This window comes from Gammaproteobacteria bacterium, assembly GCA_013214945.1.
In the GTDB taxonomy this organism is placed as follows: Bacteria; Pseudomonadota; Gammaproteobacteria; order Enterobacterales; family Psychrobiaceae; genus Psychrobium.
The window spans coordinates 1-16,524 of the sequence record JABSRT010000005.1; the positions used below are offsets into that span (position 1 = coordinate 1).

Genomic DNA, 16,524 nt, shown 5'->3' on the forward strand with positions numbered 1-16,524 from the left:
GCGCAAGCATCTGCAATACGACGGCTAGTAATTAATCCTCTTGAATAACCTAGCAGAATAATTTTTAACATCACCTGGGGAGAGTACGCTGCCGCGCCTTTTTTATCGTTAGAATACCACTGGTCAAAACCAGACAGGTCAAGGCGATTATCGACAATATGAGCTAATGCATACTCGAAAGTTCCGGAGACAATTTGCAGGGAGAAATCAATGGGGATAAATTTATTTTGACAAGATAAATCAGGTTTGTAGTTGGCCATCTTGTTTCACTCGGGGTGAATAATAACCATTAGATCACAGACCAGATCGGGGTTCAAGCTTAATATTCATACAAAACCCATAAACTAAAAAAGAACGTGAAAACGTTCTTTTTTGATAAATTCTACAGCCTCAACGCCTCTATAACAGGCGATTTTTTTGTGAAGCATTTTGTGTGATACTGACGCGCAGCGGCAACATAAAATGCGTAGCTAAAATTTGTCCTTGTTTATAGACTTGTTAGCATTCAATTATTTACGGGCTATGACTTTTTCTACTAAGTACCTTTTTAATATGCCTTTGGCTGACACAACACGTCTAGCATGTAATTCAATTTTTCCGCCATTACCATCACCTTGTGCGTAATGCATTGACCAAGTTAAGCGACGTCTCAAAGATGAACCTGAGCTTTCAGGAATAATAAAAGAGACGGTATGCTCATAATTATCATCATAAAAACGACCAATACCTGTAATGATATTATATTTTGTAACATTACCAATAATGCCAGTTAGTAACTCATTTTCTGTTTTGATAGATACACTTTTCAAAGTGTCACTGTTCATTTTTACCGCTTCACCAACTCTTGGTCTAGCAACAGAAATTGTCATATTATTATCACTGCGAATTGGTCGATGAGCTCGCTCTAAAGCAGACTCTAATGCAACCTCCATATCACCAATAAATGGTTCCACCTTTTCATCAAGCTTTTTAACAAAAGGTGTTTCTGGTTCATAAGCTAAATCTAATGTTTTTGACCAAGTCCATTTCAATATATCCCAGAAAGCAGCAGCAACAATACTTGCTCCAATAGCCTCTTTGTTATCTATAACCAACGTTAGAAGTTGCTCATAACTTCCTTTTTGAGGCGGGTTGACGTAAATCTTTACGCCGCTAGCCTTTCCTTTACGTTTTACATCACCATCATTAAGCAAAGCGTGCGTTGTTATAGCTAGGGCTTGTGCAAACCCTTGAAGAGAAACTGATGCGTCATACATATCTAATCGATGTAAATCGGCATCTCCATTCTGGTAAGAAAGTTTAATTGTGACTGATTTCATGCGTCCTCTGCGAAATGTTGATTTTGAATGCTAACATTTATATATCAAGCATGCACATTTACAAATGCATGCCAAATAGTCATTTCCAAGTAGAATAGTATTTAAAACAATTAATTACCAGCATTTAGTACAGATACAACCCAATACAAAGTGTGCATGCACACTTTGTATTGGGTTGCTTCGGTAACTTTTTGAAATAACATTAGTTAAAACTAATTAAAGCGTGAAAAATACCTTTAAATCGCCTATTCACGACAATGCGCAACACCAGACAATGCCCTCAGCAACCCCCAAAATTAAATTTTAAAGTTACTCGCGATTAAATGCAGTTCACTGGCCATTTTTGTCTGTTCGTGCGTCGCAGCAACAACTTGATTAATGCTCTCCACCGACTCAGTACAACTGGTATCAATATCAGTAATACTGCGACTAATATCACCTGCAACTTCTAATTGCTGTTGTGATGCCAATGCTATTTTGTCAGACAGTTGCGCAATGTCAGAAATGCTATGTTCAATATTAATCAGCGAATCAGAGACTTTTTCAGATGCGTCAACCACCGATTGAGCTTCGTCTTTGCAATGTTTAATTAAGTCAGATGACTCTGTAACATCAGATTGCAGGGTCGAAATTATGGCTTCAATTTCAACCGTTGACGACTGTGTCCGTTGAGCGAGCGATCGCACTTCATCAGCTACAACCGCAAAGCCACGCCCTTGTTCACCAGCGCGTGCCGCTTCGATAGCCGCGTTTAACGCCAGTAAATTTGTCTGCTCAGATACATTTTTTATTACATCCACCACGCCTGAAATACTGTTACTTGAGTCATGCAGGTTGACCGTTTTTTGCTCTAGCTGCACAATGCGTTGCACTAAGGCGCTAATTTTCTCATTGGCGTCACTGACCATTTGCGTGCCCTGAGTTGCCAGCGATGCCGCGTTTTGAGACGCTTTAGCCGAGTCTTGCGTATTGGTATTGATTTCTGCGGAATTGGCCGTCATTTCTTCGATAGCTGCTGCTATTTGCGTGGTTTGGCTGCGTTGCTCGCGTAAATTTACTTCGTTGATATCAATAGTGGCCGATATCTGCTCGACAGAAGACGATAACTGTAAACTGCTCGACGAAATGATGTTAACCGCTGACGAAAACTCTGCCATCGTTAAGTTTAACGCATGCGCCATCGCGCCAAGTTCATCGTTTGATAATACTTTAGCTCTTGGCGTTAGGTCATTATTCTCCTTAATAATAACTAACGTTTTGGTCAGTTCCTTTATCTGGGTTAACAACAGATGTGTAATATATATTGCGCCCAGCACAACTAATGCCGTCACAAAAATAGCAGCTAATAGCGAGAACAAAAATGTTGATTGTGCTTTGCTAGCATGGGATTCAACCCCTGCTAACAGGCTTTCGGATAACTTATTTTCAACTTTTTTCAGTAGATTAATACGTTTTGTGGCTAAGCCAAACCAATGAGAACCGTCGACCGTGACTTGATGGTTTGGATTAGCTAACAACTTGCCCTGCTCTCGCATTTTTGCTACCTGCCGTGTCGCTGGCGTATCCATTGTTTGGTGATAAAACGACACTAAATCCTCAGATGAAGATAAAACAAAGGTATTAAAATACACGCTTTGAGCACTCAACAAGCCGTTAAACTTTTCGTAATGGCCCGCGCTAAACTTTTTAGCAACAAAGGCATTACTTAAAATAGCGCGTTCAATGCCCGCCTGCTCTTTTCCTTGCAGGAAATTATAATAAGCAAAAGCTTTTGTTTTAATTACCGGTTGCTGTGCAATGTTAGCAATGGCAATAGCCATTTCTAACAGCGTACGGTTGGTATTCGTAAAATAGGCCACCGCTTTGTTCGTATTAACATCAAGCGTTAAAATACGCTGACGAATTTGACCTAAATTTTGTAATTCTTTTCTCACCTTACTCAGTGAGTCTGCGATGTCTTGATCAAATAGTGGTTGGTTTTGTGTAATGAATAATTGACGTTGCTTTAATGCATCATCGGTTTTCAACTGTTGTGCTTTCAATTCACTTGCAAACTGCTGACCTAATGAACCTAAAAATACCGCTGTTGCGCCCCGCTCTTTTTGCAGTTCATGCACTAATCGACTATTAAATATTGAGAGTTCAATATCAGCACCAAGATGCTCCATTGTCTGCATCTGGGTATAATTTTGATAAATAGAAATGCTTGAATACCACAGGTAAGCGAATAACAAAGGGATAATCAGTAACACGAGTTTATATTGAAGCTTTAAATCTTTAATTTTTGGCATAGCACTCTCACGCGGTGGCTTACAGCTAAAATAGACACTCACACGCAGTGATTCATCTATGTATTAAATTGGGTTTCAATTATGCCAAAACATATTAACGACAGTGAACTTATCTCACATTTACTTGATATATATCAGGCTAGTGCGAGATAAATGCACAATAAGCAATAAAGAAAGGCTTATACAAAAAATGCCAGACAATTTCTTGTCTGGCATTTTCATTAAAGCAGTTTTAAAAGACCTAAGCCTTACTGTTCCCAGTAAGCTTCTTCTAAGCTGTCTTCTTTTTCAGGTAAGCCTTTAGACAAACGCGGCGAATGCTGATTTAGCATTTCAAAACTCACGCGGTTAGAGTACTTACAAATTTGGGCAAATGACGAATACGCCAACGCTGAGCTGGTGTGCTTGCTTGAGGTCGGGAAATACTGCTTATGGTAGTGATTAGCCGCCATGTCATGTAGCAAGGCTGACAATGCGCCGTCTCCTGCGCCATTGGTATTTTTAATCGAAGCGGGGCCACCCATGTAAGGTTCAATATGAGAAAAAACCATCAGCGGTGACTTACAATCGGCTTTACGCATTGGGCGACTAAATTCGTACTTGTTAAAGTCACTGATGCTGCCCGTACGCAATGGATGAGTTGTTTCGCGTTTACTGTCTTGCTCGGTAAACCCTGACAGGTATAAACCATCAGCGCCCGCAGTTAATAATACTAAGTCTGCGACCTCAAGTGTTTTAACGCTGGCTTTTAACAAATCACTTTCGCCGGTTAGGGTTTCAGCTTCTTCTTCATTCATCGCCACGACACTAATATGCTTGTCGATAAAGTTTAACCACCACTGGGGATCTTGCGCAATAATTTGCTTGGTACCCAAACTCAGTACCACGGGTACGTTATTGTCGTTGGCGTATTGAACTGCCGTCATCGTGGCTTGATCCATGGTGTCATCGTCATTAACTCGCATCAGATAAGCGCTAATTACCAACGCCGAAGACGACTTAACCACATCAATATTAATCGACTCGCTGGTTAGTGCATTTGACAAACCGCTGTTAAACGCAAAAGTACGTTCGCCATCAGCGCAGATTAACGTGAAACAACGGCCGATAGGACCGGAGACTGGTTGCAATAAATCCAAGTCAACTTTCGAGCTGGTGTTACACAAGTATTTGTATGCATAACCTTTAGCACGAATAGGGTCGCTAATAACGCCAAACAACACACTGCGATCATCGGATAAAACCGAGTAATTGTGCAGGGTATTGCCAATGGTGCCGCCAGCATATTCATGGCTAATCAGATCTTTTTCAACCAATTCGTTGTAGATCTTCTCCGCTTCTTTGTCATCAACTAAGCAAGAGGTCCCTTTTATTAAACCAAATTTTTCAAGAAAAGACTCATCGATTGGCGCTTCTATATCAACCAAGGTTTGATCAATACCACAAATATGGCTTTGAACAGGCTGGAGCTTCAATGTCTCGTTACGCGCTTTTCGCGTAGCGACAGGAAAGTAATGCTTTAACTTACGTTGACCGGGAAATTTCATTTGCAACCCTAAACAATGGTACAGCGCAATGTCGACAATGCCTGTACCAAATTTACTAGTAGATGAACTATTTTAAACCAAACCCTGCAAACTGCTTATTGCCAAACTGAAATTTTGTGAGTAAGCCCTCTTATCTCACAAAATAATTAATTAATAACCATTATTTAAGCGGCCAACCTAACATTTGTTGATCAATAAGCTGCTTTAAAATGGCAACATGGTTTTCCTGATCATTAAGTGCCGGCACATAAGTGTAACCTTGGCCACCAGCGTGTTGATAAATTTCTTTATTTTCAACCGCAGTTTCTTCAAGCGTTTCTAAACAATCTACCGCAAAGGCCGGGCAAATAATATCAATATTATTAACGCCAGCGTCGGGTAAATTACGCAAGACACTATCAGTATAAGGGGTTAACCATTGGGCCTTGCCAAAACGAGATTGATAACTAATTTTCCACTGGTCAGCATTCAAACCAAGTTCAGTCGCAAGCGCTTCAGCAGTTCGCTGACATTGTGCTTGATAAGGGTCACCCGCATCAACATAGCGCTGTGGCATGCCATGAAATGACATCAGCAATAATTGCGACGCAGGGTTACCCGATTGAGCGCGGCTGGCGCGGACATTGTCTGCTAACGCGGTGATATATTCAGATTTGTCGCAATAGTCCATCACCATTCTTATTTCGGGTAAATAGCGAGTTTTAGTTAATACGGCCGCAATTTGGTCATAAACAACCGCGGTAGTGGTTGCGCTGTATTGCGGAAATAATGGCAGCACGACTATTTTTTTGATCTGCTGGCGCTCAAACTCTGCCAACGCTTTGGCGATGCTTGGCTGACCGTAACTCATGGCGCTTAGACACAGGATTTGGTCCGGATTACTTAATTGAAAACTCGTGGCCAATTTTTCGGTTATCGCCTCGTTATAATAACGCAATGGCGAGCCATGTTCGGTCCAAATTTGTTGATACAGTTTAGCGACTTTAGGACTGCGCAATGGCAGAATAAGCCCGTACAACAAGGTACGCCAGGCAATAGCGGGTAAGTCGATAACACGTTTGTCGGATAAGAATTGGGCCAAATACTTAAAAACGGCACCTGCTGTTGGCTCGCTTGGTGTGCCTAAGTTGACCACTAAGACACCAATACGTTGATTATTCTGCTTGTTCACACGACTAAACCCTAAATATATATAGCGTTAGCCTAACATTGGTTCAGGCATAAAAAAAGCCCACAACGTGAGCTTAATCAAGTGATTGTTACTTTAGCAAATAATCACATAAGTTCGATTAAAAATTAAGCCAATAGTGACTTAATTTTTGAACTAACCGCGGCAACATCAACCGTTCCGTCTAGTTTGTGGTATTTGTTTAAACCAGCGTCGCGTGCCGCCATGTAAAAATCAACCAACGGCTTAGTTTGCTCGTGGTAAATAGCCAAACGCTTGCGCACGGTCTCTTCAACATCGTCTGGACGAATAGAAAGATCATCACCAGTTACATCGTCTTTACCTTCAACCTTAGGTGGGTTGTAAACAACGTGGTAAACACGACCAGAACCGGCGTGAACACGACGTCCGCCCATGCGATCAACAATATTTTCGTCAGGCACGTCAATTTCAACCACGTGATCAACTAAAATAGCGTGCTCTTTCATCGCTTCTGCTTGTGGAATGGTACGTGGGAAGCCATCAAGCAAGAAACCTTCGCGACAGTCGTCTTGTGCAACACGCTCTTTAACCAAGCCAATGATTAAGTCATCAGACACTAGCTGACCAGCGTCCATCACTTTTTTAGCTTCAAGTCCCAGTTCCGTGCCTGCTTTAATTGCAGCGCGTAACATGTCACCCGTTGAAATTTGTGGAATATTGTAAGTGTCCATTAGGTATTGAGCTTGTGTGCCTTTACCTGCTCCTGGTGCTCCAAGCAATATAATGCGCATGTGACTTTCCTCTAATAAATAAGTAAAAATTAACTGACTTGGATGATACACAAGCCAATTTATATGTACAGTAGATAGTGGTTAGACTTTAGCCAGATAGGCCACTTAAACCAATAAAAACAAAAAAGCAGCCGAAGCTGCTTTTTAAAATATTAGTTGGGCGTAATGAACACCTTACTAATTTTTAGTGACCACTAGTGACGCGGTAACGTTGGGTAGTCTTGACCAAGCATGTTACGCATTACGCGCAGCACTTGACAGCTATAACCAAACTCGTTGTCGTACCATACATACAATACACAACCGCTATCGCTGGTAATGGTCGCTTGCGAGTCAACAACACCGGCATAACGAGAACCAACCAAATCAGTCGACACCACTTCGTGAGAAGTCGTAAAGTCGATTTGATCTTGCAGCTCCGAATGCAACGCCATGTGACTTAAGTAAGCGTTTAACTCTTCAACGTTGGTGCCCTGAGCCAAATTCAGGTTCATGATAGCCATTGAAACATTCGGTGTTGGTACACGAATAGCATTACCGGTTAATTTACCAGCAAGCTCAGGCAAGGCTTTAGACACAGCTTTAGCAGCGCCCGTTGACGTAATAACCATGTTTAATGGGGCACTACGACCACGGCGAGGCGCTGGGTGGTAGTTATCGATTAGGTTTTGATCATTGGTGTATGAGTGAACCGTTTCAATGTGACCATTAACAATGCCGAACTTGTCATGAATAGCTTTTAGTACTGGCGTAATCGCGTTAGTAGTACAACTTGCTGCACTGACGATTTTAGCATCGCCGATCATGTGTTCGTTAACACCGTAAACGATGTTATCGATGTCGCCTTTAGCAGGCGCAGTCAACAATACTTTTGAAGCACCAATCGACTTTAAGTGCTCTGACAAACCTTCTTCATCGGTCCACTTACCGGTGTTATCAACAATAAGTGCGTTGTTAATACCGAACTTGGTGTAATCGATAGAGTCAGGCGAGCTAGCATAAATAATTTGAATGTAGTTACCATTAGCAATAATGGCATTTTTAGACTCGTCTACTTCAATTGAACCATTAAAAGGTCCATGAATAGAATCGCGACGCAGTAAGCTGGCGCGTTTTTCTAAATCACCACCGCTGCCACGTACTACAATAGCGCGTAAACGTAAACGGTTAGCAACACCACTACGTTCAATCAGTAAACGTGCTAACAAACGACCAATTCGACCAAAGCCATATAATACTACATCACGGGGCTCACCCTTATCTTCAACGTCATGAACTTCGGCTAATTCCGTTTTTAGGAATTCTTCAACAGCGTCATAGTTATTACCATGAGTATTGTTATATTTAATCGCTAATTTGCCTAAGTCGATGCGCGCATGGGTGATATCCATTTCAGAGATAGCAAGCAACAATGGGAAAGATTCACGTAAACGCAATTTTTCACCGATATGTTGACGAACATTACGGTGTGCTTTAATAATATCAATGGTGGTAGCTGATAATAGAGGACGACCATAAACAGTAATTTCAACGCCCTGTTGACGGAACAGTTTGCCTAAAATCGGTTGCATTGTTTCAGCAAGTTCCTGACGTTCTTGCCAGCTATTTAAGTACTTATCTTGGTTCATTTATGGCTATCCTTCGTTTGACTAAATTTGAAAAGCATATCAATTTTGAGTTAAAGTAAAATATCACGGAAAAACAAAGTAATTTGTCGTTCCAGTGTCAATAAGGCAAGCCAATATTGCGGCCATGTATACATGGTGTAATTGAGCTGCAATGTTGCAAAAACAATGAATATATCGCCCTAAAAACGCGGCATATTTTAACGTACTTACCGGGTGAATACTAGCAACTCCCGAGGTAAAACCTCTACTTATTACAATAGGATCTTACATTGAAATTGAAAACTACCCTGCTAGCAGCATTTATGGTCTTTGGCTCTTTATTGCTTAGTGGTTGCGGTGACTCACGAGTTACCCTCTATGATATGTGCGAGCAGCAGCCCAATATTTGCAACGACATTGCATCTGAAGGGTGGTGCAAAACGCAACGGGCTGATCTTATTTCACGCCGCTTTCAGGGTATTATCGCGCCAGACGATCAAGACAACCACTATCGTACATTGCTGGCCTGGGGTGACTTTCATCAGTGTATCAATGTTGCATCAAAAATAATGCGCACCACAATTACCGATCGCACCTCAGCCAAAACATTAGCCTACTTAACCAGTATTAAAGAGATAGCAAAGTTAGAGCAAGCGACTCGCGCCAGTCAATATCCTCAGTTGTTATATTATCATTGGGTCCAAGACGGCAGCCGCACAAAAATTAGAAAACTGCTTAAACTAGACCGTGCTAACAAGCTTGAAACCACCGAGCTGCAGCTGATGATGGCCAGTTATTACGCCAAAGTTGATACCAACAAAGAAATAAAAGCGCAATACAACGCCCTAAAATTAGTCACGCCAGCATCAGCATCGCTGATTGATAATCAGTTATATGCCAGCTTAGCCACTAACTTTATGCGGCAAAAGAAATACCCACTGGCTTACATTTGGACCCAAATTGCTGAACTTTCCGGTTTAAAAACAGCCAATACCAACTTATTAAAAAGCCGATTAAACAGTCAATCGGTCGACTTTGATAAAATGACAACAATCGCGAAAACGACTTATGCCTCGATTAATGCTCATGATTTTGTCTCACCAGAGTCGCAGTATTAGCTGGAAAAATTATTCTAAATAAAATATTTTTGTAATAAAATTACATAATTTTGTTTATTTACGTGTTTTTTGGCCGTCAATAAGTAATAATGTCTATTAAAGAACAAATAGGCATTATTGATGAATGTGTTAGAACAAATTACTTTGAACATCGAAAACCTCAGTAAATCTGAACGTAAAGTTGCAGATGTCATTCGCGACAACCCTAAAACGGCCATTCATTCTAGCATTGCGACGTTAGCAAAAATGGCCAATGTCAGCGAGCCAACCGTCAACCGCTTTTGTCGTCGGATGGACACCAAAGGTTTTCCTGATTTTAAGCTGCATTTAGCCCAGAGTTTAGCCAACGGTACGCCGTACCTTAGCCGCCACATTGATGAGTCAGACAGCGTTGAGGATTACACCAGTAAAATCTACGAAACAACCTTAGCCTGCCTAGCTCAAAGTAGAAAGATGATTGATACCAACGCGATAAATCGTGCGGTTGACATTCTTACTCAAGCCAAAAAGATTTCTTTCTTTGGCCTAGGTGCCTCATCGGTGGTTGCACAAGATGCCTTAAATAAATTTTTCCGTTTTAATGTGCCAGTCCTGAGTTTTCAAGACGCGCTAATGCAGCGGATGAGTTGCGCAAATTCAGCCGAAGGTGATGTCGTGGTGTTAATTTCACACACCGGACGAACAAAATCGTTGGTTGAGCTCGCACAAATGGCCAAAGAAAATGACGCGACTGTCATTGCCATTACCGCCTCAGGCTCGCCACTGGCCGAAGCTTGTCATTTACTGATCAGTTCCGATATTCCTGAAGACACCGATTTATATATGCCAATGAATTCACGCATCGGCCAATTGGTCATTATCGATGTCTTAGCCACGGGTTTCACTTTACGCCGTGGTACTAAATTTAGAGTTAATTTACAAAAAGTTACCCAAGGCGTCAGAGATTCACGCTTTAATAAACCGATTGATGAACAATAAACTGTAACAAAACAATTCTAGTATTAACCGATGACAAACATCAGCAACGAAGGATGGACCTAAGCAATGTCGACAAATGAAATGTATCGCCGTACAAAAATTCTCACCACTCTTGGACCTGCCACGGATACGCCTGAAATTTTAGAACAACTGATTTTGGCTGGCGCCAACGTTGTGCGCCTTAACTTCTCACATGGTAGCGCTAGCGATCACATTGCTCGTGCCGAAATGGTGCGCAGTGTCGCTAAAAAACTTAATACTTATGTTGGGATCTTAGGAGACCTGCAAGGACCTAAAATTCGGGTCGCTCGTTTTAAAGATTCAAAAATTGTACTTAGCAATGGCGCGCCATTCATTTTAGATGCCGAGCTAGACAAAGATTCTGGCGACCTTGAGCGCGTTGGCATTGATTATAAAGAACTGCCGAATGACGTGTTCGTTGGCGATGTGTTATTGCTTGACGATGGCCGCATTCAGTTGCAAGTAACTGCAATTAAAGGCAGCGAAGTGCATACCAGCGTATTAATCGGTGGGGTGCTATCGAACAATAAAGGCATTAACAAGCAAGGCGGCGGATTAACAGCCGCGGCGTTAACAGAAAAAGACAAAAAAGATATTTTAACCGCTGCAGAAATTGGCGTTGATTATCTGGCCGTATCATTTCCACGCAATGGCGACGAAATGCGTTATGCCCGTAACTTGGCCGAGAAAGCAGGTTTAACCACTAAATTAGTGGCTAAAATTGAGCGCGCTGAAGTAGTCGCTACCGACGAAGCACTTGATGATGTAATCCTTGCCTCTGACGCTGTTATGGTTGCTCGTGGTGATTTGGGCGTTGAAATTGGTGATGCTGAATTAGTCGCGGTACAAAAGAAAATTATTCAACGCAGCCGTACTTACAACCGCATCGTTATTACTGCGACCCAAATGATGGAGTCGATGATCGTTAGCCCAATGCCAACGCGTGCCGAAGTAATGGATGTTGCTAACGCCGTACTTGATGGTACTGATGCTGTGATGCTGTCAGCCGAAACCGCCGCTGGTGATTTCCCGGTTGAAACAGTTAAAGCGATGGCTAATGTTTGTTTAGGCGCTGAAAAGCACCCTTCTATTTACACGTCGCGTCACCGCGTACAGGAAGAGTTCACGACCATTGAAGAAACTGTTGCATTAGCAACCATGTATGCGGCTAATCACCTTAAAGGTATTAAAGCAATTGTTGCATTAAGTGAGTCGGGTAAAACGCCTCAGCTAATGTCACGTATTAGTTCACGACTGCCAATTTATTGCTTGTCTCGTCATCAATCTTGTCTTAACGCTAGCACGTTATATCGCGGCGTTTACTCTGTGTACTTTGACAGTACTAAGGTCAGCAATGATCAATTAGCATTGTCGGCGTTAGCTGAGCTTAAAATACAGGGCCATGTTCAAGAAGGTGATATGGTGTTGTTTACTTACGGCGATGTGATGGAAACTGTTGGCGGCACCAATACTTGTAAAGTATTGACCGTAAAATAACGGTTCGTCAGTCACTGTCATAACGTTTAAAAAGCGCCAAGTTTACTTGGCGCTTTTTTGATTTGCTTCATCTAATACCAGTTTCAGCCCGTTACTCAAACGTCCCCTTGATGCACATTTCATAATCTCGCTTGTGCCAACGACCAAGTGCCATTACATCACAAATATTATCGTGCTCGTCTAGCACAACCAAATCAGCATCATAGCCAACCTTTAAACGCCCTTTATTGTTTAAACGCAGTAAATCAGCAACATTTGAAGTAAAGACAGGCAACACAGTGTCTAACGGCAGGCCTTGCCCCAGCAATTGCTTTAATGTGTCGGCAAGCATCTGAGCTCGCCCAATATCCATGCTGGTCAAACAACCCCCTAAGTCAAAGTTAGGTAAGCAGCCACCGCCATCAGAACTTATCGTTATATGGTCAAGGGGTAAATGACGCTCATGTGCCAAAGTGATAGCCTGCGCCGCCGACCAACCCGACTGACAAAATGGAGCGGGGAAAGCCGTGATATCAATGTAGCAACCTTGGCCGAGCAATTGGCAAGCACTCTCGAACAGTGCCTTATTACGATTAACATGGGTCGGATTAAAAGTTCGCGCTGGCAACTCAGTTTCTTTAAGTGCCCGCTCAATTAGAGCCAGTTTGCGATCGCCATCGCCAAGATGAAAATGAATAACCCCCGCTTTACCTGTCATCAACCCCGCGACATGCGCTTCACTGGCTAGACGGATCACTTCGTCAAATGTTGGCTGGCTAGAGCGGTGATCGCTAATTGCAAATTCGCCAATACCGATCACCGGATCTAGATAGGTAATATCTGCTTTTGCACTGCCGGTTAGCGTGGTCAGTGGATAATGATAACCACCGGTCCAGCAATAGGCACTCATGCCCTCTTCTCGCAAGGCATAAGCCCGTGCCACCAAATTGCCAATGCTTCGGGTTAAATCGTCGGTACCTAATAAACCGACCACGGTAGTAATACCGGCGCCGGTAAACTCACTGATTGGCACTGGTGGTACCTGAGTTGCAAAACCAGCTTCGCCACCACCTCCCGTAATATGCGCATGACTGTCAATAAAACCTGGCAGCAGTCGCTTGCCTTGCAGATCAACAGCTAGCGATGAAATCTGTGGTGGCAGCGCCCACGGCTCATCGCTTATCGCGACAATTTTTCCTCCAGCAATCAGTAAATTTTTAAGCCCTAAATGCTCAGGGGCATAAAGATTAGCATTGGTGATACTGATGATAGGCTGATTCATAAAGGTTAGTGTTTTCCATTTAAGTGGATGAGTATTAAAGGAACATAGTGATGCTCACTAGACTATAGCGATTTTAGCCGTGCTGCGCTAGCGGTATGAACCACTGATTATAGATTGTCTTGTGGCTGGGAATTGGACAAAAAAATACCGCTCAGTAAGTTACTGAGCGGCATTTTTGATTAAGTATTTATTGAGCTGGCTGACCCGTCTGCGCAGCTTAAAAAGCTAACACAATATCAACCACAATAATTTACTTTGTTGCTTCTAATAGCTCAACACGGGCCTTTAATTTCTGGCCCGCTTTGAAGGTAACAACCCGACGAGCGACGATTGGAATATCTTCGCCTGTCTTTGGGTTACGCCCTGGACGTTCAGCTTTATCACGAAGATCAAAGTTACCAAATCCTGATAGCTTGATCTGCTCTCCTTGCTCAAGACAACCACGTAATTCCTCAAAAAACAGTTCAACCATCTCCTTGGCTTCTTTTTTGCTAAAATCCAATTTTTCAAATAGGTGTTCTGCCATTTCGGCTTTAGTTAGTGCCATTACTAGTCTCTTAGTTTTGCGCCAAATGAATCAGCAGCTGCAGAAATTGCTTTGTCTACTAGCTGTGATATCTCTTTTTCTTCTAATGTTTGTTTCGTGTCTTGCAAAGTTAAGGCTATTGCTAAGCTCTTAAAGCCGGGCTCAACACCTTTACCTTGGTAAACATCGAATAAATTAACCGCAACCAATTGTTGCTCATTAATGCCTTTAATAGCGTTAATAACATCATTAGCGTTCACTGATTCTGCAACGACTAGTGCGATATCGCGTCGGTTAGCCGGGAATTTAGACAGGCCAACTGATTCTGGTAATTTACGTGCTAATAGCGATGCCTGAGTCAATTCAAACACTATAGTACGGCCGTTTAAGCCAAGTGCTTTCTCAAACTGCGGGTGAATCGCCCCAATGTAACCAACTGATTCACCGTTACGGAAAATTTCAGCTGACTGGCCTGGGTGTAACGCGCTTAAATCGGTTTTTCTAAACTCAAAACTTGCACTGTCGAACGTCAGTTCAAGTAATGCTTCAACGTCACCTTTAAGGTCAAAGAAATCAACGCCACGGTTGTCGATATCCCAATGCTCATCACTGATGTTACCGGCAATAACGCCTGCAATCATCGGCTGTTGCATTACACCGTGTTCGCTGTCTTTGTTTGGATAAAAACGCAAACCAGTTTCAAATAAACGTACCCGTGGTTGCTGACGTTTTTGGTTGTGGCTTACTGCCTGTAAAAGGCCGGTCCACAAACTAACGCGCATCACTGACATGTCGATTGAAATAGGGTGCGGTAATATTTTACCTTCGAGTTGTGGAAACAACAGGCTTTGGACCTTCGGATCAACGAAGCTATAAGTTATAGCTTCGTTAAAACCACGACCAACTAACACCTGACGCAAATCTCTTGGGCTTAACTGTGCTTCGTTATGCTTAGTCATTGCCAATGTCGCCACTGGTGACACATTAGGAATGTTGTTGTAACCGTAAACGCGCGCCAGTTCTTCAATCAAGTCTGCTTCAATGCTGATATCGAAACGGTATAGCGGTGCCTTACAAGACCAACCTTGTTCAGTACCGCTAATTTCAACACCTAACAGACTTAAGATAGCCGCAACGTCTTCGTCACTAATCTTAATTCCTAATACTCGTTCTATCCGGCTGCGACGTAATTCAATCGTCGCTTGCTGTGGTAAATCTTCACTTGATACGGCTTCAACAATTGGGCCAGCTGCGCCGCCCACAATTTCAAGTAACAAGTTAGTTGCACGTTCCATTGCTACAAATTGCAGCTCAGGATCAACGCCACGCTCATAACGATGTGACGCATCAGTATGCAGACCATAACTACGCGCTTTACCAGCAATAGCTAATGGTGCAAAGAATGCACTTTCAAGAAAGATATCTTGAGTTTTATCAGTAACACCACTGTCTTTGCCACCGAAGATGCCAGCAATAGCCAATGCTTTATTGTCGTCGCTAATCACTAAGGTTTGCGATGACAATTTAACTTCTTTACCGTCAAGCAAGGTTAACTTTTCGTTATCGCTTGCTAAACGTACGTCAATTGCGCCATCGATAGCCGCTAAATCAAACGCGTGCATCGGGTGACCTAGTTCAAGCAACACATAATTGGTGACATCAACCACCGGATCAATAGAGCGAGTACCACAACGACGTAACTTTTCAACCATCCACAGCGGTGTTGCTGCTTCAAGGTTAATTCCTTTAATCACACGGCCTAAATAACGCGGACAAGCTGTTGGTGCGCTAACGTTAATCGCCAGTTTGTCTTCGATGGTTACTGGGGCCGGTGTAATTTCTAACTCGGTCGTTTCCATGCGGTTAAGCACAGCAACTTCACGGGCAACTCCTTTGATACCTAGACAATCAGCACGGTTAGCCGTTAAGTCAACCTCGATTGTTACATCATCAAGCGATAAATATTCGCGTAAATCTGTACCAACCGGCGCATCAAGAGGAAGTTCCATGATGCCTTCAGCGTCATCGCTCATGCCAAGTTCGCTAAACGAACATAACATGCCAAATGATGGTTCACCGCGTAACTTGGCTTTCTTAATTTTAAAATCACCAGGTAACACAGCACCCACTTGAGCAACAGCAACTTTAATGCCTAAACGACAGTTAGATGCACCACAAACAATATCGATAAGCTCTTCGGCGCCAACATTGATCTTAGTGACGCGTAATTTGTCGGCATTAGGATGCTGACCACACTCAACGACTTCACCAACAACAACTTTACTAAACTGTGCGGCAACCGGCGCGATATCGTCTACTTCTAGTCCAGCCATAGTCAGCTGCTCAGAAAGTTGTTCGGTAGTTATGGCTGGGTTAACCCATTCGCGGAGCCATGATTCACTAAATTTCATTCTAACT

The 16,524-nt window shown here is 42.6% G+C and carries 13 protein-coding genes; 3 read left to right on the plus strand and 10 right to left on the minus strand.

What is annotated here, in order from left to right:
- From HRU23_04370 to HRU23_04400, 7 genes are all read right to left on the minus strand, one after another.
- A partial coding sequence (locus HRU23_04370) for a transposase (protein NRA53355.1) occupies positions 1–260 on the minus strand: 260 nt, incomplete at its 3' end.
- Between the two features lie 249 nt (positions 261–509).
- The gene (locus tag HRU23_04375; GenBank protein NRA53356.1) at positions 510–1,319 is read right to left on the minus strand and encodes a hypothetical protein; all 810 of its coding nucleotides are present in this window, start codon (positions 1,317–1,319) and stop codon (positions 510–512) included.
- Between the two features lie 296 nt (positions 1,320–1,615).
- The gene (locus HRU23_04380; protein NRA53357.1) at positions 1,616–3,610 is read right to left on the minus strand and encodes a nitrate- and nitrite sensing domain-containing protein; all 1,995 of its coding nucleotides are present in this window, start codon (positions 3,608–3,610) and stop codon (positions 1,616–1,618) included.
- Between the two features lie 248 nt (positions 3,611–3,858).
- A complete protein-coding gene (locus HRU23_04385) occupies positions 3,859–5,157 on the minus strand; it encodes an inosine/guanosine kinase (GenBank protein ID NRA53358.1) in 1,299 nt (432 codons plus the stop codon).
- A gap of 160 nt (positions 5,158–5,317) precedes the next feature.
- Positions 5,318–6,328 carry a ferrochelatase gene (gene hemH / locus HRU23_04390; protein NRA53359.1) on the minus strand — a complete coding sequence of 337 codons (1,011 nt, stop codon included), beginning with the start codon at positions 6,326–6,328 and terminating at the stop codon, positions 5,318–5,320.
- Between the two features lie 125 nt (positions 6,329–6,453).
- Complete coding sequence (gene adk / locus HRU23_04395; GenBank protein ID NRA53360.1) at positions 6,454–7,098, minus strand: adenylate kinase; 645 nt, start codon at positions 7,096–7,098, stop codon at positions 6,454–6,456.
- A 194-nt stretch (positions 7,099–7,292) separates the two neighbouring features.
- Positions 7,293–8,726 carry a glyceraldehyde-3-phosphate dehydrogenase gene (locus tag HRU23_04400; GenBank protein ID NRA53361.1) on the minus strand — a complete coding sequence of 478 codons (1,434 nt, stop codon included), beginning with the start codon at positions 8,724–8,726 and terminating at the stop codon, positions 7,293–7,295.
- 269 nt (positions 8,727–8,995) lie between these two features.
- Between HRU23_04400 and HRU23_04405 the strand changes: the two genes are divergently transcribed.
- The 3 genes from HRU23_04405 to pyk all read left to right on the plus strand — a co-directional run bounded on the left by HRU23_04405 (position 8,996) and on the right by pyk (position 12,319).
- Positions 8,996–9,823 carry a DUF2989 domain-containing protein gene (locus HRU23_04405; protein ID NRA53362.1) on the plus strand — a complete coding sequence of 276 codons (828 nt, stop codon included), beginning with the start codon at positions 8,996–8,998 and terminating at the stop codon, positions 9,821–9,823.
- 120 nt (positions 9,824–9,943) lie between these two features.
- Positions 9,944–10,801 carry a MurR/RpiR family transcriptional regulator gene (locus HRU23_04410; protein ID NRA53363.1) on the plus strand — a complete coding sequence of 286 codons (858 nt, stop codon included), beginning with the start codon at positions 9,944–9,946 and terminating at the stop codon, positions 10,799–10,801.
- A gap of 81 nt (positions 10,802–10,882) precedes the next feature.
- Positions 10,883–12,319: a pyruvate kinase gene (gene pyk, locus HRU23_04415; protein ID NRA53364.1), complete on the plus strand. Its 1,437-nt coding sequence runs from the start codon at positions 10,883–10,885 to the stop codon at positions 12,317–12,319.
- A 91-nt stretch (positions 12,320–12,410) separates the two neighbouring features.
- Here the strand turns inward: pyk and HRU23_04420 are convergent, their stop codons facing one another.
- From HRU23_04420 to pheT, 3 genes are all read right to left on the minus strand, one after another.
- Positions 12,411–13,580: a beta-aspartyl-peptidase gene (locus HRU23_04420; protein ID NRA53365.1), complete on the minus strand. Its 1,170-nt coding sequence runs from the start codon at positions 13,578–13,580 to the stop codon at positions 12,411–12,413.
- Positions 13,581–13,830: 250 nt separating this feature from the next.
- Positions 13,831–14,127 (minus strand): integration host factor subunit alpha, encoded by a 297-nt coding sequence (locus tag HRU23_04425; GenBank protein NRA53366.1) that lies wholly within the window; start codon positions 14,125–14,127, stop codon positions 13,831–13,833.
- A gap of 2 nt (positions 14,128–14,129) precedes the next feature.
- Entirely contained in the window at positions 14,130–16,517 is a 2,388-nt protein-coding gene (gene pheT, locus HRU23_04430; protein NRA53367.1) for a phenylalanine--tRNA ligase subunit beta, read from the minus strand.
- Between the last annotated feature and the right edge of the window lie 7 nt (positions 16,518–16,524).